Consider the following 18,907-nt stretch of genomic DNA (forward strand, 5'->3'; position numbering starts at 1 on the left):
GCTCATGCTGAAATTCTCGAATACCTCCCGCCGGGGGCGCCGATGAGCGGCCGTGGCGGCAATGACGGCCAGGTCCGCATCATCGGCGGGCGCTGGCGCAATACCCGCCTGCCGGTGCCGACCCTGCCGGGGCTGCGGCCCAGCAGCGACCGCGTGCGCGAGACCCTGTTCAACTGGCTGATGCCCAGGCTCGGTGGGGCCCGCGTGCTGGACCTGTTCGCCGGCAGTGGCGCACTGGGCCTGGAGGCGGTCTCGCGCGGTGCCGCACACGCCACCCTGGTCGAACGCGACGCGCAGCTGGGACGCAATCTGACCGCTGCCGTGACCAAGCTGCAGGCCAGCGACCAGATCAGCGTCGTGCAGGCCGATGCCCTGCGCTGGCTGCAGGGCGCGCCGGCGCAGCAGGCCGATCTGGTCTTCGTCGACCCGCCGTTCGCCGACGGCCTGTGGCAGGACGTGCTGGCCCAGCTCCCGCGGCATCTGGCCGCCGATGCCTGGCTGTACCTGGAATCGCCGGCCGGCCACGTGCCGGTGCTGCCGCCGGACTGGCTGCTGCACCGCGAGGGCGGCACCCGCGAGGTGCGCTTTGCCCTGTACCGCCGCGCCACTGCTACACTTTGACCTCATCTGAACATCTGCAACCGCCCATGACCGTGGCCAATCGCCGCATCGCCGTTTACCCCGGCACGTTCGACCCCATCACCAACGGTCATATCGACCTGGTGAGCCGGGCCGCGCCGCTGTTCGAAAAGGTCGTGGTCGGCGTGGCGCAGAGCCCGTCCAAGGGCCCGGCGCTGCCGCTGGAGCAGCGCGTGCAGCTGGCGCGTGGCGCGCTGGCCCACCACAGCAACGTCGAGGTCATCGGCTTCGATACCCTGCTGGCGCATTTCGTACGTTCGGTCCAGGGCGGGGTGCTGCTGCGCGGCCTGCGCGCGGTGTCCGACTTCGAGTACGAGTTCCAGATGGCCAGCATGAACCGGCACCTGATCCCCGAGGTCGAGACCCTGTTCCTGACCCCGGCCGAGCAGCACAGCTTCATTTCGTCCTCGCTGGTCCGCGAGATCGCGCGCCTGGGTGGCGACGTGTCCGGCTTCGTGCCGGCCGCGGTGCTCGAAGCCCTGCGCAAGGTCCGCGAAGCGAAGTCGGCACAGTCGTAAGCCCCGCTGTACCCGCACCCCATTACGTACAACACCACGCACCATTCCGGGAGGAAACCCATGAACACCACCATGCGCGCGATGCTGATCGCTTCGTTGGCCCTGGCCTTCACCGCCTGCAAGAAGGAAGAGGCCGCTCCGGTCGACGAGGCCAAGCAGGCCCTGGTCGCTCCGTCCAAGGACGACGATGCAGGCTGGAAGAAGTACCTGCAGGAAGTGGCGATCCAGAACATGGGCAACATCACCAACAGCCCGTTCCTGTACTACCTCTCGCCGGAATCGGACCCGGACTTCCAGGCCAAGTACGAGCGCCAGACCGAGAGCGCGACCCAGGCCGTGGCCCGTGGCGTGCAGCCGGGCAACATGCTGGCCTTCGGTTCGTCGGCCTCGGGCAAGATGGCTGACATGATCCAGGCCGTGTTCAAGGACGTGTCGCCGGATTCGATGAAGGGCGTGCGCGTCGTCTTCATCGGCCAGTCGGCCGACAACGCCCGCGTACAGGCTGCGATCCAGCTGACCGGTGCCGAGTACATTTTCGTCGAAGCCAAGTAATACCGAGCCATGGCGGCCATGCTCCGGCATGGCCCGGGCGGCGTCCTGCAAGGGCGCCGCTGATGACCTGACCGGCCCGCGCGCCCGCGCTGGCCGGTCCTTTGTCCCAGGGCGCGGGCGAGGAGTATCGCCGTGTCGCTGAAAATCAACGAGCTCTGCGTCAACTGCGACGTATGCGAGCCGGCCTGCCCGAACCAGGCCATTGCGATGGGTGAAACCATCTACGTGATCGACCCTGCGCGCTGCACCGAATGCGTGGGTCATTTCGACGAGCCACAGTGCGTGGTCGTCTGCCCGGTCGAGTGCATCGACCCGGACCCGGAGATCGTGGAAACGGAAGACCAGCTGCTGGCCAAGCTGCGCCAGCTGCAGCACGATCACCCCGAACTCTACGCGGAGCCCCCATCCGAATGAAGACGCTGATCGTCCGCCCCCTGTTGCTGCTCGGCCTGCTGCTGAGCCCGATTGCCTGGGCCGACAGCCCGGCCCGTGCCGAGCGCCCCGATGGCGCGGCCATTGCCAGCGGCCACGCGCTGGCCACCCAGGCCGGCATCGACATCCTGGCGCAGGGCGGCAACGCCTTCGACGCCGCGGTGGCGGTATCGTCCACGCTGGCGGTGGTCGAGCCGATCAGTTCCGGCCTGGGCGGTGGTGGCTTCTTCCTGCTGCACGATGCGGCCACCGGCAAGGATGTGATGCTGGATGCGCGCGAGACCGCACCGGCCGCTGCGACCCCGCAGGCCTTCCTCGACAAGCAGGGCAACCTCGACCGTGACCGCTCGGTCAACGGCGCGTGGTCGGCTGGCATCCCGGGCCTGCCCGCAGCACTGGTCGAACTGTCGGCCAAGCACGGCAAGCTGCCATTGGCGACCTCGCTGCAGCCGGCCATCCGCATCGCGCGCGAAGGCTTCCCGGTGTACGACCGCATGGCCAAGGGCTATGCCTCGCGCCGTGAAGTGATGGAGCGCTATCCCGGAACGCGCGAGGTCTACCTGCGCAACGGCAAGCCGATCGCCAGCGGTGACCTGTTCAAGCAGCCGGAGCTGGCACAGACGCTGGAGCGCCTGGCCGCAGGTGGCTTCGATGGCTTCTACAAGGGCCAGACCGGAACGCTGTTGCTGGCCGGCGTGAAGCAGGCCGGCGGCAAGTGGACCGCTGAAGAGCTGGCCGGTTACCGCGTGAAGCAGCGCGAGCCGATCGTGTTCAACTACAACGGCTGGAAGATCACCACTGCGCCGCCGCCGTCGTCCGGTGGCATCGCGCTGGCCAGCATGCTGCAGATCCTGGAAGGCTGGGATATCAGGAAAATGGACCCGGCGCACCGCACCCATCTGGTGGTGGAGTCGATGCGTCGCGCCTACCGCGACCGCACCTTCTTCCTCGGCGATCCGGACTTCGTGCAGATCCCGCAGAAGGTGCTGACCAGCAAGGACTATGCACAGGGCCTGCGGGCGACCATCCATCCGGAGAAGGCCACGCCCAGCGACCTGCTGTCGGGCAACCCGACGCCGCTGGAAGACGACGAAACCACGCACTTCTCGATCATCGACCGCGACGGCAACCGCGTCGGCGCCACCCAGACCGTCAACCTGCTGTACGGCTCGGGGCTGATTCCCAAGGGCACCGGCGTGCTGCTGAACAACGAGATGGACGACTTCGCGCTGAAGCCGGGCACGCCCAATGCGTTCGGCGTGATGGGCTATGAAGCCAATGCGCCGAAGCCGGGCAAGCGCATGCTCAGCTCGATGACGCCGACCTTCATGGAGAACGCCGACAAGGTGGTGGTGCTGGGCACCCCGGGTGGCAGCCGCATCATCACCATGGTGCTGCTGGGCATCCTCGGCTACGACGACGGCCTGGATGCGCAGCAGGTTGCCGCACTGCCGCGCTACCACCACCAGTGGCTGCCGGACCTGATCGAAGCCGAGGACGATGCGTTCGACGCGGCGACGGTGAAGCAGCTGCAGGCGATGGGCCACAAGATCGACCTGCCGGGCAATGTCGCCGCGGGTGGCCGCGGTTCCAGCCACGTGTGGGGCAACCTGCAGACCGTGGAATGGGACCGCAGGGCCAACAAGCTGTTCGGTGGCAGTGACCCGCGCAACCCGGTGGGCAGTGCCCAGGTGGTGCCGGCACACTGATCCGGTGGTGCCGGCTGCGGGCCGGCAATCCGGCTGATTATCGAAACCCCGCCTTTGCCGGCGGGGTTTTCTGTTTCCCTTCTAGCGATTATTTAACGAGCCGGCGCCGATAATCGACACATGAAACTCTGGTCTATTCGTGGAAACTCGCAGCGCCTTGATGGCGGCGCGATGTTCGGCAACGCGCCGCGCGCGTTGTGGGAAAAATGGGCGGCACCGGACGAGCTCAATCGCATCGAGCTGGCCTGCCGTGCGCTGCTTGCCAGCCCGCTGGAAGGCAAGACGGTGCTGTTTGAAACCGGTATCGGCGCGTTCTTCGATCCGCGCATGCGCGAGCGCTACGGCGTGCAGGAAAGCCAGCACGTGCTGATCGATTCGCTGCGCGAAGCCGGCTTCGAGCACGAGGATATCGACGTGGTGGTGCTTAGCCACCTGCATTTCGATCATGCCGGTGGCCTGCTGGCGGCATGGAGCGAAGGGCGTGAGCCCGAGCTGCTGTTCCCCAACGCAACCTATGTAGTCGGCGCGCAGCATTGGCAGCGCGCCGTGCAGCCACACCCTCGCGATCGCGCCAGCTTCATTCCGGAACTGCCGGGCCTGCTGCAGGCCAGTGGCCGGCTGGAAGTGGTGGACGGGGAGTACTCGAAGGCGCTCGGCCGCAGCGTGCGCTTCAGTTACAGCGACGGGCATACACCGGGGCTGATGCTGGCCGAGATCGTCGGTCACGCGCATGCAGGCGAAAGTGCGCATGGTGGCGTGGTGTTCTGTGCCGACCTGATCCCGGGCCGTTCATGGGTACACGTGCCGATCACCATGGGCTATGACCGCAATGCCGAGCTGCTGATCGACGAGAAGCGGCAGTTCCTGGAAGACAAGCTGGCGCGCAACGTGCGGCTGTTCTTCACCCACGACCCGCAGGTGGCATTGGCGCAGCTTGGCAGGGATGAAAAGGGGCGTTTCGTGACCCTGCACGAGCAGGGTGAGCTGAAGGCACGCGCCCTGGGGTAATGGCATGGCCGGGCAATGCCCGGCCTTTTACTGATGACGGTATATCCACGCCATGCGTGGATGGCGTTTCATCCGGACACGACCATTACGACGCCTTCAGGCAGCTGCTCATGAAGGTCTTGCGCGCATCACCGGCCAGCTTTTTGGCGCCCGCGTCAGCGTTGCACTTGCGCATGCGTTCCTGCTGCGTATTGACCGGCTTGGCGTCGGCCGCGTGGCCGCTGAGGCAGGAGCTCTGTGCAGTCTTGTAGGCATCGCCCTTCAGCCCCTTGTTCTTGGCCGAACATTCGGCCATGCGCTGCTGCTGCGGAGTGGTGGCATTGGCAGCCAGGGGCAGGCCGACCAGCAGGACGGCGGCCAGCAGGAAAGAGGCTTTCATCGGGAGCTCCAAGGGTGGCGGGTGCGCGGAGCATTCGCTTCCCGGCGCCAAGAGCACGTGAAGAATCGCAACGCGGCCGCGATGGCCTGCGCTGTTGGGGTCAGACCCCTTTCGCGGCGAAAGGGCTCTGACCCCGGATCGTCGGATCAGCCGACGCGGGTACCGAAGATGCGGTCACCGGCATCGCCCAGGCCCGGCAGGATGTAGCCCTTGTCGTTGAGCTGGGCATCAATGGCTGCGGTGTAGATCTCCACGTCCGGGTGCACGGCCTTGACCGCTTCGATGCCTTCCGGCGCGGCCACCAGGAAGATGCCCTTGATGCGGCGGGCGCCGGCACGCTTGAGCATGTCGATGGTGGCGATCAGGGTGCCGCCGGTGGCCAGCATAGGGTCCAGGATCAGCGCGTCGCGCTCTTCCAGGCGCCCGGTCAGGCGCTCGAAGTAGGGCACCGGCTGCAGGGTTTCCTCATCGCGCTGCAGGCCGACCACGCTGACACGGGCCGCCGGGATCAGCGACAGCACGCCGCTGAGCATGCCCAGGCCGGCGCGCAGGATCGGCACCACGGTGATCTTGGCGCCCGCAATGCGCTGCACGGTGACCGGGCCGGCCCAGCCGGGCAGGGTGTGCGGCTCGGTGTCCAGGTCGGCGGTGGCCTCGTAGGCCAGCAGCGTACCCAGCTCGTTGGCCAGTTCGCGGAAATCCTTGGTGCTGAGCGCAGCGTTGCGCATCAGGCCGATCTTGTGCTGCACCAGCGGGTGGCGCACTTCGACGATCTTCATGGTCGGAAGGGGGGAGAAGGAGAGAGGGCGCCATTTTGCCGGATTGGCGGGCCGAACCCAAACCTGGCCCGGAGCGGCGTTACTCGAAATGTGCAGGCGCATGTCACGGCCATGCAACCTTGCGGACATATCGTGCAGACCCATTCTTAACAGGAATGGGGATTCCCAGTGCATATCAAGACTCCGTTGGCCGTTGCCACCACGCTGACCCTGGCAATGGGGGCCGCAGCACCGCTGCAGGCGGCCGGGCAGCAGGCGGTTGCCGCCACCGGCGCCGTGGCCGCTGATGCGGTCGACCTGGACCGCATCGAAGTGCGCGCCCAGCTCGAATCACAGATCCGCGCGGTCGACCTCAAGCGCAGCAGTGATGCGATCGAAGACGCCGTGTCCTCCGATGCACTGGGCCAGTACCCGGACAAGAACGTGGCCGAGTCGCTGCAGCGCCTGCCGGGCATCAGCGTGACCCGCGACCAGGGCGAGGGGCGCTTCGTGGTCATCCGCGGTCTGGACGCCAACCTCAACAGCGTCAGCGTGGATGGCATCGCCATCGGTACGCCGGAGGATTCCAGCCGCGCCGCACCGCTGGACGTGATCCCGTCCGACTCCACCGAGCGCCTGCGCGTGGTCAAGTCGCCGACCCCGGACATGCCCGGTGATGCCATCGGCGGCGCCGTGCTGGTGGAATCGGCCTCGGCCTTCGACCGCGACGGTCGCAGCCTGCGTGGCAAGATCGAAGGCAGCCACCAGCAGCTGTCCGGCGAGACCAGCCCCAAGGCCGCCTTCAACTACAGCGAAGTGTTCAACGACACCTTCGGCGTGGCGCTGGGCGTGAACTACCAGAAGCGCAGGTTCGAGTCGGACAACACCGAAGTGGAGTATGACGGCGAGGACGATGCCGTCCCCGGCGATGTCACCGCGATCAACCTGCAGCATCGCAAGTACGAGATCGAGCGCAAGCGCATCGGTGCCAACCTCAACCTCGACTGGCGCCCGAATGAAGACAGCAAGTACTACCTGCGCACGCTGTACAGCCAGTTCGACGATGCGGAGACCCGCCAGCGCGTGATCTTCAACTTCGACGACGCGAAGATGGTCAAGACCGGCACCGACCAGTACCGCCTGGATGGAATGCCGAAAGATTCCATCGACAAGCGCATGCGCTACCGCACCAAGAAGGAGAACACCTTCGCGGCCAGTCTCGGTGGCGAGAACAAGCTGACCAACGCCGTGGTCGATTACCGGATCGGCTACACCCGTACCGAAGAGCGCGTGAACGACGAGATGGAGGCGCGCTTCAAGCTCAACGGCAAGGCCTTCAACGGCACCCTGGACCAAAGCAGCCGCCTGCCCAGCTACAGTTTCGACAACCCGCAGTGGCTGGACAACAGCAACTACGCGTTCGACCGCTTCGTGCTCTCACCCAAGCAGGTGAACGACAAGGAGCACAGCGCGCAGGTCAACGTGCGCTTCGACGGCGACAGCAGCAGCATCAAGTTCGGCCTGCTGGGTCGCTGGCGCGACCGCGACGTGAATGTGGACGAGCGCGAACTGCGTGTCGGCCCGAAGGTGGCGCTATCGAGCTGGAGCACCTCCTCGCCGGAGCACCGCCACGGCAACCTCGGTGACGGCATGGATTCGGCCGCGATGCGTGCCTTCTGGGCGGCCAATGGCGGCCAGTACAGCGCCCGTCCCCAGGATGCCGGTGGCAACGCGATGACATCGCTGGAAGAGGACTACGTGGCCAGCGAAGACATCTTCGCCAGCTACGCCATGGGTACCTGGGATGTGGGCGCGCTGCGCATCATCGGCGGTGTGCGCGTGGAAAACACCCAGTTCAAGGCGATCGGCAACCAGGTGGACGTGGCCGCCAACGGGCGCAGCTTCACCGTCACCCCGCGGGTGGCCAACAGCAGCTACACCAACGTGCTGCCGGGTCTGCACCTGCGCTACGACGCGGCCGATGACTGGGTACTGCGCGCCTCGGCCAACAAGACCGTATCGCGTCCTTCCTTCGGCGATGTCTCGCCACGCGTGGGCTACAGCCGCGGCGACGAGGAAGTGCGCCTGGGTAATCCGGAACTGGATCCGTACGAGTCGAAGAACATCGACCTGTCGGTGGAGAAGTACATCGGCAGCACCGGTATCGTTTCACTTGGCCTGTTCCACAAGTCGATCGATGGCTACATCGTGCAAACGGTGCGGACCAATGATCCCGCTTATGGCGGCTTTGACGTGACCCAGCCGATCAATGGCCGCAAGGCCACCGTGCGCGGTGCGGAATTCAACTGGCAGCAGCAGCTGGCCTTCCTGCCGGACGGCCTGGATGGCCTGCTGGTCGGTGCCAGTGGCACCTGGCTGGATACCAAATTCGATGCCGGCATCAAGGACCGTGCAGGCGAGGACTTCACACTGCCGCGCGCCTCCAAGCATGTCTACAGCGCCCACATCGGCTATGAAAAATATGGTGTCAGTACGCGGCTGGCGGCGGTGTACCGCAGCGAGTACCTGGACAGCATCGGCAAGGGCCGCGCGTTCGATATCTTCGTGGCGCCCAACACCCAGCTCGATTTCTCGCTGGACTACAAGTTCACCCCGCGGGTGAGCATGTACTTCGAAGCACAGAACCTGCTGGACAAGCCGCTGGAGCTGTACCAGGGCACGCGCTCGCGCACCCTGCAGATGGAAGAGTACGGCCGTACCTACGCGCTGGGCCTGAAGGTGGCGCTGTGATGGGGCGCCGCATCCCAGTCCTTGCCGCGGCATTGGCGGCTGCTCTGCTGGCAGGCTGCACGCCGGCCACCGGCAATGATCCGGCCGTGGCCGCCACGGCAGCGAAGCCCGCGGCGCAGCGGGCGGTGGCGACCATCGCCGAGGCATTTGTCACTCCACTGACCCCGGCCGACAACATCGATTCGCCGGCGGCGTGGCGTGCGCCGGATGGCAAGCTGTGGCTGATTGCCACCGCCAAGGCCACCGACAAGCTGGTGGTCTACGATGGCAGCACCGGCCAGCACCTGCGTGACGTTGGCAGCAGCGGCACCGGGCCAGGGCAGTTCGATCGCCCAAACGGCATCGCGGTGACCGACGACCTGCTGTGGATCGTGGAGCGCGACAATCATCGCGTGCAGGTGCTGAGCCTGCCGGACTTCATCCCGCTGGCAACGTTCGCTGCCGAGGATCTGCGCAAGCCGTACGGGCTGTGGGTCGACCGCCGTGCCGATGGCTACAGCGTCTACGTTACCGACTCCTGGGACAACGGCGAGGATGCGCAGGGGCGTGACATCCTGCCGCCGCTGGCCGAGCTGGACAAGCGCGTGCGCCAGTACCACGTGACCCGCGACGGTGCGAAGGTCGAGGCGAAGCTGGTGGCCAGCATCGGTGACACCAGCGAAACCGGTGCGCTGCGCGTGGTCGAGTCGATCTGGGGCGATCCGGAGAATGATCGCCTGCTGATCGCCGAAGAGGATGAAAGCTACGCCAGCGAGTTCAAGGTCTACACCCTGGCCGGACGCTTCACCGGCACCACGTTCGGCCGCGACGTGTTCAAGGCGCAGGCCGAAGGCGTGACCCTGCGCACCTGCGGCAAGGACGGCTGGTGGATCACCACCGAGCAGGGCAAGCAACGCAGCGTGTTCCATCTGTTCGACCGGCACACACTGAAGCCGGTCGGCGCGTTCCAGGGCAACACCGTGGCCAACACCGATGGCATCTGGATGATGCAGCAGCCCAGCGCGCGCTTCCCGCACGGTGCGCTGTATGCGGTGCATGACGACCAGGGCGTGGTGGCGTTCGACTGGGAGAGCATCGCCAAGCAGCTCGCGCTGCCGCTGGAGTGTGGCGCATGAGCGGCCAGTGCGTGATGCGTTCGCTGGTGCTTGGCCTGCTGCTGGCAATGCCGTCGCTGTCGTTCGCAGCGGCCGAACCGAATACCCAGGTGTCAGCGGGCAGCCGGCATTACGCAGCGACGGCGGTGCCGGACCGCATCGTCGCCTCGCCCTCGGCTGATCCCAGCCACGGTTTCGCCGTGGCCTGGCGTACCGATGGCAGCGTGCAGGCGCCGCTGCTGGAGATCGCGCTGGCCGCAGATTCGCCGGCCATCGAGGGCATCCGCCAGGTGCGTGCGACGACGCGAGCACTGCAGACCGAGAACGGGCTGTCTCATCATCATCGCGCGGACATCAGCGGCCTGCAGCCGGATACCCAGTACGTCTACCGCGTGCAGGGCAACGGCAGTTGGAGCGCCTGGAACCAGTTGCGCACGCTGGCCGCGGCCGATCAGCCGCTGACCCTGCTGTACTTCGGTGATACCCAGAACAAGAACGTCAGCCATGTCAGCCGTGTAGTGCGCGCCGCGCAGAAGGCCGCACCGCAGGCACGCATGAGCCTGTTCGCCGGTGACCTGGTCAGCGGCGGCGACAACATGGATGACAGCGAATGGGGCGAGTGGTTTGCTGCCACCGGCTGGCTGGCGCAGGAAACGCTGTTGGCCCCGGCGATCGGCAACCACGAGTACTTCGAGGAATTCGAGGATACCCCGCAGGAGCGGCGCGTGCTGGGCAAGCATTGGCCGGTCACCTTCGCGCTGCCGGGCAACGGCGCCACCGCCGCGCAGCAGACCAGCTACTGGTTCGATGCGCAGGGTGTACGCGTGGCGGTGGTCGATGGCACCTCGGCACTCGACCTCGGCACCGCCAAGGCACAGGCGCAATGGCTGGACAAGGTCCTGGCCGGCAACCGGCAGCCGTGGACCATTGTGCTGCTGCACCAGCCGTTCTACTCACCCCGCGAAGGCCGCGAGAACGCTGCGCTGCGTGACGTGCTGCTGCCGGTGGTACGCCGCCACAGCGTCGATCTGGTGCTGCAGGGCCACGATCACACCTATGGTCGCCGTGGCGAAGGGCAGGCCGCGACGCCGCAGTATGTGGTGACCGTGGCCGGACCGAAGCAGTACCGCCTTTCCGACGAAGCACGCAGGACGATGGATCCGGTGGCCGAGGATACCCAGTTGTTCCAGGTGTTGAACATTGATCCGCAGCACCTGCGCTATGAAGCACGCACGGTGACCGGCCGTCTCTACGATGCCTTCGAACTGCGCCGTGATGCCAAGGGTGGCAAGCAGCGCACGGAGCTGACCGAAGGTCGCATCAGGTCACGCGACTGCCCGCGTGCACAGACCGCCAAGGGTCGTGCCGACCGCTGCTGGGAGTGAGAAGACGCATATGACCACGCTCCGACGCATCCTTCCTCTCGCTGCCATCGGCGCCGCCCTGCTGTTGCTGGCCAGTGCGGTGACGGCCGCCGATACCGTGCTGCATCCGTTCCTGGTCGCCCAGCCGAAGCAGGCCCCGCAGGAGGTGAATCTGGCGGTGGAGATTCCGGCCGGCAGCTTCACCAAGTACGAGATCAAGGAAGACGGCCTGGTCCACGTGGACCGCTTCCAGTCGATGCCGGTGGCCTATCCGGCCAACTACGGTTCGATGCCGCGCACCCTGGCCGGTGACAACGATCCGCTGGACGCGCTGGTGCTGACCCGTGATCCGCTGCATCCGGGCGTGATCGTGCGCTTCCGGCCGATCGGCTATCTGAAGATGATCGATGGCGGTGAGCACGACGAGAAGATCATCGGCGTGCCGACCGATAAGGTCGACCCGACCTACGCCAGCATCCGCGACCTGAAGGATCTGCCGGAGGTCGAGCGTCAGCGCATCGAGGCGTTCTTCCGGGTCTACAAGGACCTGCCGGCCGGTCGCAACCCGGTGCAGCTCAATGGCTGGGGCAACGCCGCCGAGGCGCGGGTACTGATCAGCGAGGCGATGCAGCGTTTCGAGAAGTAGATCCACGACATGCGTGGATTCAGTCCAGCAACGTCCCGATGAACGACTCGGCCTGCAGGCGGTCGCCCAGTACCCGGGCCACCGCCTGTACGGCTGCCTCCTGGTGTTCAGGACGGATGCCGCCATCGTCATCGTCGTTGTAGAGGTCATCGCCGGCATCGAGGTACACCGTGCCTGCAGCAGCCAGAGCCGCCATCAAGGTCGGCACATCGGCAGTGATCTCGCCGGCATCCAGCAGGCCCGCACCGTGGTGACTGAACAGCACACGGCCGTCATCCAGGTCGAGGATGAACGGATCAGCGCCGCGATCGGCAATCACCAGCCAGTTCGATGGCCAGTTGTCGATCGGATCGCCGCTGATGCCATGCCAGCGATAGCCGGCCTGGTGACTCCACACGCGTCGCAGCGGCGGTATCCAGACTTCGAGGCCCGGAATGGTGATTCCGGAGTTGCCCACCTTCGCATTGATCTCATGACCCAGCGGTCCCACCTGCGCGTAGAAGCACGCCAGCACCGGTGGTAACGGGAACGGTCCCTGCCAGTCACCTTCGTGCTGGGCCCGCAGCAGCCCGAAGCGGGCGAATGAGGAGTACAGATCATCCATGGCGGGTCCAACGAGGAGCGGCCCAGCAGCCTAGCAGACGGCGTCTGCGTGCAGCGCCTTCACCGCCGCTGGCTATCATGTCCGCCTTCAACAACGAAGGCGGTGTCTGTGTCGGTAGCGTTGGTATGGTTCCGCCGTGATCTGCGGCTGCAGGAAAATCCGGCCCTGCAGGCCGCGCTGGATGCCGGTCACGACGTGGTGCCGATCTACATCCATGCGCCCCACGAAGAGGGTGAGTGGGTGCCGGGTGCCGCCTCCGATGCGTGGCGCCACCGTTCACTGGCCGCGTTGGACGCCGACCTGCGCGTGCGCGGTTCGTCGCTGGTGCTGCGCAGTGGTGACAGCCTGCCGGCCCTGCAGTTGCTGATCGAGCAGACCGGCGCCGGGGCGGTGTACTGGAACCGCAAGTACGAACCGGCCACCCAGCCACGCGACGCCACCATCAAGCGCACGTTGCGCGAGCAGGGCATCGACGCACAGAGCTGCAATGGCAGCCTGCTGTTCGAGCCGTGGGACATCGCCACCCAGCAGGGCCAGCCCTACAAGGTATTCACGCCGTACTGGCGCAATGTACTCAGTCATTGGCGCCTGCCCGCGCTGCAGGCCGCACCGGAAGCATTGGCGACGCACGCGGTCGACAGCCTGGCATTGGATGATCTCCAGTTGGCACCGACGCTGGACTGGGATACCGGCTTCTGGGAGCACTGGCAGCCGGGTGAAGCCGGTGCGCTGGAAGCGCTGTCCGTGTTCGAGGACGGTGCGCTGCGCGGCTACCGCGAGCAGCGTGACCTGCCAGATCGCGTGGGCACCTCGCGACTGTCGCCGCACCTGCATTTCGGCGAAATCGCACCCTGGCGGATTGCCCATGCGCTGGAAGGGCTGCGCAGTGCCGACACCGACGCCGACATCGACGGCTACCTTCGCCAACTGGGCTGGCGTGACTTCGCCTACCACCTGCTGCATCACTTCCCGAAGACGCCGACCGACAACCTCAACCCGCGCTTTGACCGTTTCCCGTGGGCCACACCGAGTGCCGCGCAGCTGCACGACTGGCAGCGCGGCAACACCGGCGTGCCGATCGTCGATGCAGGCCTGCGCGAGCTGTGGCACACCGGTTACATGCACAACCGGGTGCGGATGATCGTGGCCAGCTATCTGTGCAAGCACCTGCGCGCGCACTGGCTGCATGGCGCGCGCTGGTTCTGGGACACCCTGGTCGATGCCGACCTGGCCAACAACACGATGGGCTGGCAGTGGGTGGCCGGGACCGGTGCCGATGCCGCACCTTACTTCCGCGTGTTCAACCCCGTGACCCAGGCCGAGAAGTTCGACCCCCAGGCCCGCTACATCAGCCGCTGGGTGCCCGAACTGGGGGCGCTGCCGGTGAAAGCGCGCTTCGCGCCGTGGCAGCATCCGTTGCTGCTGGCGGCACATGCCCCGGGCTATCCGCGCACGCCGCTGGTGGATCTGGCGGTTGGCCGCGATGCCGCGCTGGCTGCCTATCGGCAGTCGGGAGCGGGGTAAAGTGCGGGCCGAGCGATCCGGTCAGTTAGCTGAACGCGGCCCTGTCGACGTGCCCGATCATCATTCCGGCATCGCATCGGGCTGTTTATTCTCTTTGCGCCCGCAGGCCGCCGGCCGACCGGAAACCAAGGAGAACCTCATGATCCGCAATACCACCCGCAACGTCGCACTGGCCCTGATGAGTGCGGCCGTCCTGTCGGCCTGCGCCACCGGCGGCTCCTACGTACAGAGTGACCAGTACGGCAACCCGACCGAGCAGCAGAACCGCACCGGCCGCAACGCGCTGATCGGCACCGCCATCGGCGTAGCCGCCGGCCTGCTGACCGGTGACAGCGCCACGGAGCGTCGTCAGCATGCGCTGATCGGCGCCGGTATCGGCGCGCTCAGCGGCGCCGCGGTAGGCCAGTACCAGGATCGCCAGGAACGCGCACTGCGCGAGCGCACTGCCAACACCGGCATTGATGTGCAGCGCCAGGGCGACAACATCATGCTGAACCTGCCGGACGGCATCACCTTCGACTTCGGCAAGTCGACCCTGAAGCCGCAGTTCTACGGCTCGCTCAATGGCGTGGCAGGCACCCTGCGTGACTACAACCAGACCATGATCGAAGTGGTCGGCCATACCGACAGCATCGGCAGTGACGCGGTCAACAACCGCCTGTCGAAGGAACGTGCCGACTCGGTCGCGCAGTACCTGATCGGCCAGGGCGTGCAGAGCGTGCGCATCGAAACCCTGGGCGCCGGCAAGTCGTACCCGATTGCCGACAACAGCACCGATGCCGGCCGCGCCAAGAACCGCCGCGTCGAAATCCGCGTGATTCCGCTCAAGCAATAACGCTACGCGTTATTGCTTGAGCCGGTCCGGCTATTGGCCGGAACGAAAATGCCGCCCTTGCAGGCGGCATTTTTGTGGGTGCCGAGCGTTGCTCGGCACGCCGATAGCGCTCCCGGTTGCGGTTTCTCCAAACGGCGCCGACCAAGGTCGGCATCTACCGAAAGCCACGTAGCCGGAACGAGAATGCCGCCCTTGCAGGCGGCATTTTCTGTAGGTGCCGAGCTTGCTCGGCACACCGATAGCGCTTCCGGTCGCGGCTTTTCCAAACGGCGCCGACCAAGGTCGGCATCTACCGAAAGCCACGTAGCCGGAACGAAAATGCCGCCCTTGCAGGCGGCATTTTCTGTAGGTGCCGAGCTTGCTCGGCACACTGATAGCGCCCGTAGAGTCGAGCTTGCTCGACTGAAGCGCAAGAGCAGTCGAGCAAGCTCGACTCTACGGAATGCCGGTAGATCCACGCCATGCGTGGATGCTTCCGGTCATGCGGCCGAAGCGGCCACCTTCTCCAGAATCCGCTTGCCGCTGCTTTCCAGCGCCGCGTCTTCCTTTTCCTTCTGCTGCTGCGCCAGCTTCGCGCCCGGGCACTGCGCCAGCATGTAATTGGCGTCGAAGTTGAGCTTCTCGACCAGGAAGTCGACGAATGCACGCACCTTCGGCGAGACCAGGCGGCCACCGGCGAACACGGCGTTGAAGTCCACTTCCGGCCCGGTCCAGCCAGCCAGCACGCGGCGCACCATGCCCGACTCAACGAACGGCTTGGCCATCACGTCCCCGGTCAGCAGCAGGCCTTCGCCGCACACCAATGCACCATTCAACGCAGACATGTCGTTGGCGGTCATCAGCGGGGTAACAGGGAAGTCGCGCAGCTCGCCGCCGTTCTCGCCCAGCTGCCAGGTGAAGCGCGGCGAGTTGCCGGTGTGGTACGGCTTGCGCATCGCCAGGATGCGATGGAACTGCAGCTCTTCCGGATGCAGCGGCTCACCATAGCGTTCGATGTAGGCCGGGCTGGCGAACACCTGCGTGCGCAGGCTGCCCAGCTTGCGAGCCACCAGGTTGGAATCGGGCAGGGCACCCACGCGCAGGGCCAGGTCCGCCTCACCTGCAATCAGGTCCAGCTTCTCGTTGCCCATGTGCATGTCCAAGCGGATCTCTGGATACTGCGCATGGAACTGGCCCAGCAGCGGTGCAATCCAGGTGATGCCGATCGAGTAAGGCACAGTGAAGCGCAGCCAGCCGCGCGGACCGGACTGGAGCTGGCTCACCGCGCTCTCAGCTTCTTCCAGTTCGCGCGCGATGCGCTGGCAATGTTCGTGGTAGATCGAACCCGCTTCGGTCAGGCCGAGGCGGCGGGTGGTCCGGTGCAGAAGGCGCGCACCCAGGCGCGTTTCCAGCTCCTGCACTTTGCGACTGACCGTGGTCTTGGGCAGGCCGAGCGATTTGGCAGCGGCAATGAAACTGCCTTGCTCGACCACTTTGACGAAGATCAGCGTCTCGTTGAGATCGTGGGACATGGTCTGGGATCCTGGACGTCGGGGATGGGACAATCGTGACAGAACGATTGGACCGGGAGCGGGATGATTATTCCCCTTAATCAGGACTAATCAAGTAAAGGTTTGAGGTCTATCGTGGCGCCATTCGTTATTTGGAGCCCGTCCGCCATGAGCCTGCGCAACATTCTTGCCCGTCTCCGGAACGCCGGCCAGAGCACCCTGGACCTGGCAATGACCGTTGAAGTCCGCCCGAGTTCCTTGGTACACAAGGACTTCCGTGAGTTTACCGCGCCGATGCGTCAGCAGCGTGGCGGTGCCATCCGCCTGGCCCCGCACAAGGGCGACCGGCTGCGTCGAATCGGGACTATCCCGGATTTGGGAGGAAATGTCCCGTGAATGGGATGCTGACGCCCGAAGTCCTGGTCCTCGGCGGCACCGGTGCCGTCGGCCAGGGCGTGGTTGGCGCACTGCTGGAAGCCGGCAGCCCGGTGCTGGTGGTCGGTCGCGACCCGGGCCGGCTGGCGGGGCTGCATTCGCAGTTCGCTGATGAGCCTGGCCTGGAGACGCTGCTGGGTTCGCTCAGCGATGACGGCTCGGCGAGCGCACTGGCCGAACGCATCGCGCAGCGCCCGCGTCCGCTGGCGGCAGTGATCGCCGCAATGGGCGGCCCTTACCGTCGCGGCCGGGTGACTGACCGCAACGGCGATGAACTGCTGGGCGCGATGCAGGCCGATCTGATGCCGCACGTGCACGCAGTGCGTCATCTGCTGCCGCTGCTGCAGGACAACGTGCATGCGCGTCGCTACGTGATGATCGGCAGCCCGGCCAATGCCAAGCCATGGGCGGGCTATGGCGAAACCTCGATCACCACTGCGGCGCTGCGTATGTACGCGCAGGTGGTGCACCAGGAAGCCCAGGCATTGGGCGTGCGCGCGCAGATGCTGGAAGTCTGCAGCCCGGTGTGTACGCCGGCCAACGCGGCCAATGCCTGCATCGAGTGGCCCAGCTCACTGCTGGTCGGCCGTCGCGTGGTCTCCCTGCTCGACGGCTGCCGCGACAACCGCGCCATCGTCCGCTGCGACAGCAGTGATGCCGAACTGCCGCGCGGCCTGCTGCACCTGGACGTTCTTCCCCTGTGGCGCGATACCGCAGGCGTCGCTTGACCTCGACCATGGTTGAGGTCGCAGGATACGCCGCCTGTTTTTGCAACACGTTCTCATCTAGCTGTACCACCCCTCCGTACGGATGCATGCCATGACTTCCCCCAATTCCACCCCACATCGTTTCGGCCATCGCATCGCGATGGTTGGCGTGTCGATCCTCGCCGCAGCCGTGCTGGCGGCCTGCAGCGGCGGCCACGCCGAAGAAGCCGGTGCACCGCCGCCGCCGCAGGTCAGTGCTGCACCGGTGCTGGTCAAGCAGGTCAGCCAGTGGGACGAGTTCAGCGGCCGCGTCGAAGCGGTACAGAGCGTTGAACTGCGCCCGCGCGTGTCCGGCTACATCGACAAGGTCAACTACGTCGAAGGCCAGGAAGTGAAGAAGGGCGAAGTGCTCTTCACCATCGACGCGCGCAGTTACCAGGCCGAGTACGATCGCGCCGCTGCCGAACTGGCCCGCGCCCGCACCCAGGCCACGCTGGCCCGCAGTGAATCCGAGCGTGCCAAGCGCTTGTCCGAGCAGCAGGCCATTTCCACCGAGACGGCCGAGCAGCGTCGCGCTGCGGCTGACCAGTCCGGTGCCGCCGTACAGGCGGCCCAGGCTGCGCTGGATGCGGCCCGCCTCAACCTGGAGTTCACCAAGGTGCGTGCGCCGATCGACGGCCGTGCCGGCCGCGCGATGGTCACCGCCGGCAACCTGGTCACCGCCGGCGACAGCGCCAGCGTGCTGACCACGCTGGTCTCGCTGGACACCGTGTTCGTCTACTTCGATGCCGATGAAAGCACTTTCCTTCGCTATGCACAGATGGCACGCAAGGGTGAACGCCCGAGCGAGCGTGACAGCGATCTGCCGGTGAAGGTCGGCCTGTCCGGCGAAGAGGGTTACCCGCATTCGGGCAAGGTCGACTTCCTCGACAACCAGGTGGCACGCAGCACCGGCACCATCCGCGTCCGCGCGCTGCTGGACAACGCCGATCGCCAGTTCACGCCGGGCCTGTTCGCCCGCGTGCAGTTGCTCGGCAGCGGCCAGTTCCAGGCCCTGCTGATCGACGAGAAGGCTGTTCTGACCGACCAGGATCGCAAGTACGTGTACGTGGTCGACAAGGATGGCAAGGCCCAGCGCCGTGACATCCAGCTCGGCCGCACCGCCGACGGCCTGCGTATTGTCGAGCATGGCCTGGCGGCCGGCGACAAGGTGATCATCGACGGCGTGCAGAAGGTCTTCATGCCGGGCATGCCGGTGCAGGCCAAGGCCGTGGCGATGCAGCCGCAGGCTGCGCCGCCGGCACCGGGCCGCGATGCCACCGCCGCGCTGAACCACTGATCCGCCGTCTCCTGATCCGCGTCCCCGCTTAGCTGCCGGCGCCAGCAGCAGCCTTCCCTGCCTTCGTCATCTCGGCGAGGGGCGGGGAGGCTGTTGCCCGCCGAACGCCTTTCCCAGGAATTC

General features: G+C 66.1%; 19 protein-coding genes. 15 read left to right on the forward strand and 4 right to left on the reverse strand.

The genetic code is table 11. The features are described from left to right. The first annotated feature begins 42 nt into the window (after nucleotides 1-42). The 6 genes from rsmD (at nucleotide 43) to ACZK2R_RS08325 (ending at nucleotide 4,858) form a co-directional block, all read left to right on the forward strand. Nucleotides 43-621: a 16S rRNA (guanine(966)-N(2))-methyltransferase RsmD gene (rsmD, locus tag ACZK2R_RS08300; protein WP_180836687.1), complete on the forward strand. Its 579-nt coding sequence runs from the start codon at nucleotides 43-45 to the stop codon at nucleotides 619-621. Between the two features lie 26 nt (nucleotides 622-647). Continuing rightward, nucleotides 648-1,157, forward strand: coding sequence for a pantetheine-phosphate adenylyltransferase (coaD, locus tag ACZK2R_RS08305; RefSeq protein ID WP_032130277.1), 510 nt, complete (start codon nucleotides 648-650; stop codon nucleotides 1,155-1,157). A gap of 60 nt (nucleotides 1,158-1,217) precedes the next feature. Next, nucleotides 1,218-1,709, forward strand: coding sequence for a hypothetical protein (locus tag ACZK2R_RS08310; protein WP_478487942.1), 492 nt, complete (start codon nucleotides 1,218-1,220; stop codon nucleotides 1,707-1,709). Between the two features lie 132 nt (nucleotides 1,710-1,841). Further along, entirely contained in the window at nucleotides 1,842-2,123 is a 282-nt protein-coding gene (locus ACZK2R_RS08315; RefSeq protein ID WP_004153175.1) for a YfhL family 4Fe-4S dicluster ferredoxin, read from the forward strand. After that, the gene (gene ggt, locus ACZK2R_RS08320) at nucleotides 2,120-3,850 is read left to right on the forward strand and encodes a gamma-glutamyltransferase (RefSeq protein ID WP_049400410.1); all 1,731 of its coding nucleotides are present in this window, start codon (nucleotides 2,120-2,122) and stop codon (nucleotides 3,848-3,850) included. The genes ACZK2R_RS08315 and ggt overlap by 4 nt, the downstream gene beginning before the upstream one ends. Before the next feature lie 120 nt (nucleotides 3,851-3,970). Further along, nucleotides 3,971-4,858 (forward strand): MBL fold metallo-hydrolase, encoded by an 888-nt coding sequence (locus ACZK2R_RS08325; RefSeq protein ID WP_180836688.1) that lies wholly within the window; start codon nucleotides 3,971-3,973, stop codon nucleotides 4,856-4,858. Between the two features lie 85 nt (nucleotides 4,859-4,943). On the opposite strand, the gene ACZK2R_RS08330 is transcribed toward ACZK2R_RS08325, so the two are convergent. After that, a complete protein-coding gene (locus tag ACZK2R_RS08330) occupies nucleotides 4,944-5,237 on the reverse strand; it encodes a PsiF family protein (RefSeq protein WP_032130275.1) in 294 nt (97 codons plus the stop codon). A 146-nt stretch (nucleotides 5,238-5,383) separates the two neighbouring features. Beyond that, complete coding sequence (gene upp / locus ACZK2R_RS08335; RefSeq protein WP_005409099.1) at nucleotides 5,384-6,016, reverse strand: uracil phosphoribosyltransferase; 633 nt, start codon at nucleotides 6,014-6,016, stop codon at nucleotides 5,384-5,386. Between the two features lie 216 nt (nucleotides 6,017-6,232). Between upp and ACZK2R_RS08340 the strand changes: the two genes are divergently transcribed. The 4 genes from ACZK2R_RS08340 to ACZK2R_RS08355 are packed head-to-tail and all read left to right on the forward strand — an operon-like array spanning nucleotide 6,233 to nucleotide 11,850. Further along, nucleotides 6,233-8,746: a TonB-dependent receptor gene (locus ACZK2R_RS08340; RefSeq protein ID WP_219630790.1), complete on the forward strand. Its 2,514-nt coding sequence runs from the start codon at nucleotides 6,233-6,235 to the stop codon at nucleotides 8,744-8,746. After that, the gene (locus tag ACZK2R_RS08345; protein ID WP_180836690.1) at nucleotides 8,746-9,861 is read left to right on the forward strand and encodes a phytase; all 1,116 of its coding nucleotides are present in this window, start codon (nucleotides 8,746-8,748) and stop codon (nucleotides 9,859-9,861) included. Before ACZK2R_RS08340 ends, ACZK2R_RS08345 begins: the two co-directional genes overlap by 1 nt. After that, nucleotides 9,858-11,225, forward strand: a complete 1,368-nt coding sequence (locus tag ACZK2R_RS08350) for a purple acid phosphatase family protein (RefSeq protein WP_180836691.1) — start codon at nucleotides 9,858-9,860, stop codon at nucleotides 11,223-11,225. The genes ACZK2R_RS08345 and ACZK2R_RS08350 overlap by 4 nt, the downstream gene beginning before the upstream one ends. A gap of 10 nt (nucleotides 11,226-11,235) precedes the next feature. Then, nucleotides 11,236-11,850, forward strand: coding sequence for an inorganic diphosphatase (locus tag ACZK2R_RS08355; RefSeq protein WP_180836692.1), 615 nt, complete (start codon nucleotides 11,236-11,238; stop codon nucleotides 11,848-11,850). A 19-nt stretch (nucleotides 11,851-11,869) separates the two neighbouring features. Here ACZK2R_RS08355 and ACZK2R_RS08360 read toward each other — a convergent pair whose 3' ends face one another. Further along, nucleotides 11,870-12,454, reverse strand: coding sequence for an SMI1/KNR4 family protein (locus tag ACZK2R_RS08360; RefSeq protein ID WP_180836693.1), 585 nt, complete (start codon nucleotides 12,452-12,454; stop codon nucleotides 11,870-11,872). Nucleotides 12,455-12,562: 108 nt separating this feature from the next. Between ACZK2R_RS08360 and ACZK2R_RS08365 the strand changes: the two genes are divergently transcribed. Both ACZK2R_RS08365 and ACZK2R_RS08370 read left to right on the forward strand, forming a co-directional pair. Next, on the forward strand, nucleotides 12,563-13,978 hold the full coding sequence (locus ACZK2R_RS08365) for a cryptochrome/photolyase family protein (RefSeq protein ID WP_125895158.1): 1,416 nt from the start codon (nucleotides 12,563-12,565) through the stop codon (nucleotides 13,976-13,978). A 139-nt stretch (nucleotides 13,979-14,117) separates the two neighbouring features. Continuing rightward, complete coding sequence (locus ACZK2R_RS08370) at nucleotides 14,118-14,813, forward strand: YiaD family glycine zipper/OmpA-like lipoprotein (RefSeq protein WP_010484399.1); 696 nt, start codon at nucleotides 14,118-14,120, stop codon at nucleotides 14,811-14,813. A gap of 479 nt (nucleotides 14,814-15,292) precedes the next feature. Here the strand turns inward: ACZK2R_RS08370 and ACZK2R_RS08375 are convergent, their stop codons facing one another. Next, on the reverse strand, nucleotides 15,293-16,324 hold the full coding sequence (locus ACZK2R_RS08375; protein WP_005409107.1) for a LysR family transcriptional regulator: 1,032 nt from the start codon (nucleotides 16,322-16,324) through the stop codon (nucleotides 15,293-15,295). Nucleotides 16,325-16,471: 147 nt separating this feature from the next. Between ACZK2R_RS08375 and ACZK2R_RS08380 the strand changes: the two genes are divergently transcribed. The 3 genes from ACZK2R_RS08380 (at nucleotide 16,472) to ACZK2R_RS08390 (ending at nucleotide 18,784) form a co-directional block, all read left to right on the forward strand. Further along, complete coding sequence (locus ACZK2R_RS08380) at nucleotides 16,472-16,699, forward strand: hypothetical protein (protein WP_032128321.1); 228 nt, start codon at nucleotides 16,472-16,474, stop codon at nucleotides 16,697-16,699. Further along, nucleotides 16,696-17,466 carry an SDR family NAD(P)-dependent oxidoreductase gene (locus tag ACZK2R_RS08385; RefSeq protein WP_180836694.1) on the forward strand — a complete coding sequence of 257 codons (771 nt, stop codon included), beginning with the start codon at nucleotides 16,696-16,698 and terminating at the stop codon, nucleotides 17,464-17,466. The genes ACZK2R_RS08380 and ACZK2R_RS08385 overlap by 4 nt, the downstream gene beginning before the upstream one ends. Before the next feature lie 91 nt (nucleotides 17,467-17,557). Then, nucleotides 17,558-18,784: an efflux RND transporter periplasmic adaptor subunit gene (locus tag ACZK2R_RS08390; protein ID WP_032128263.1), complete on the forward strand. Its 1,227-nt coding sequence runs from the start codon at nucleotides 17,558-17,560 to the stop codon at nucleotides 18,782-18,784. Nucleotides 18,785-18,907 lie beyond the last annotated feature (123 nt).

The sequence above is a fragment of the Stenotrophomonas sp. 96582_Sma genome (genome assembly GCF_056480905.1).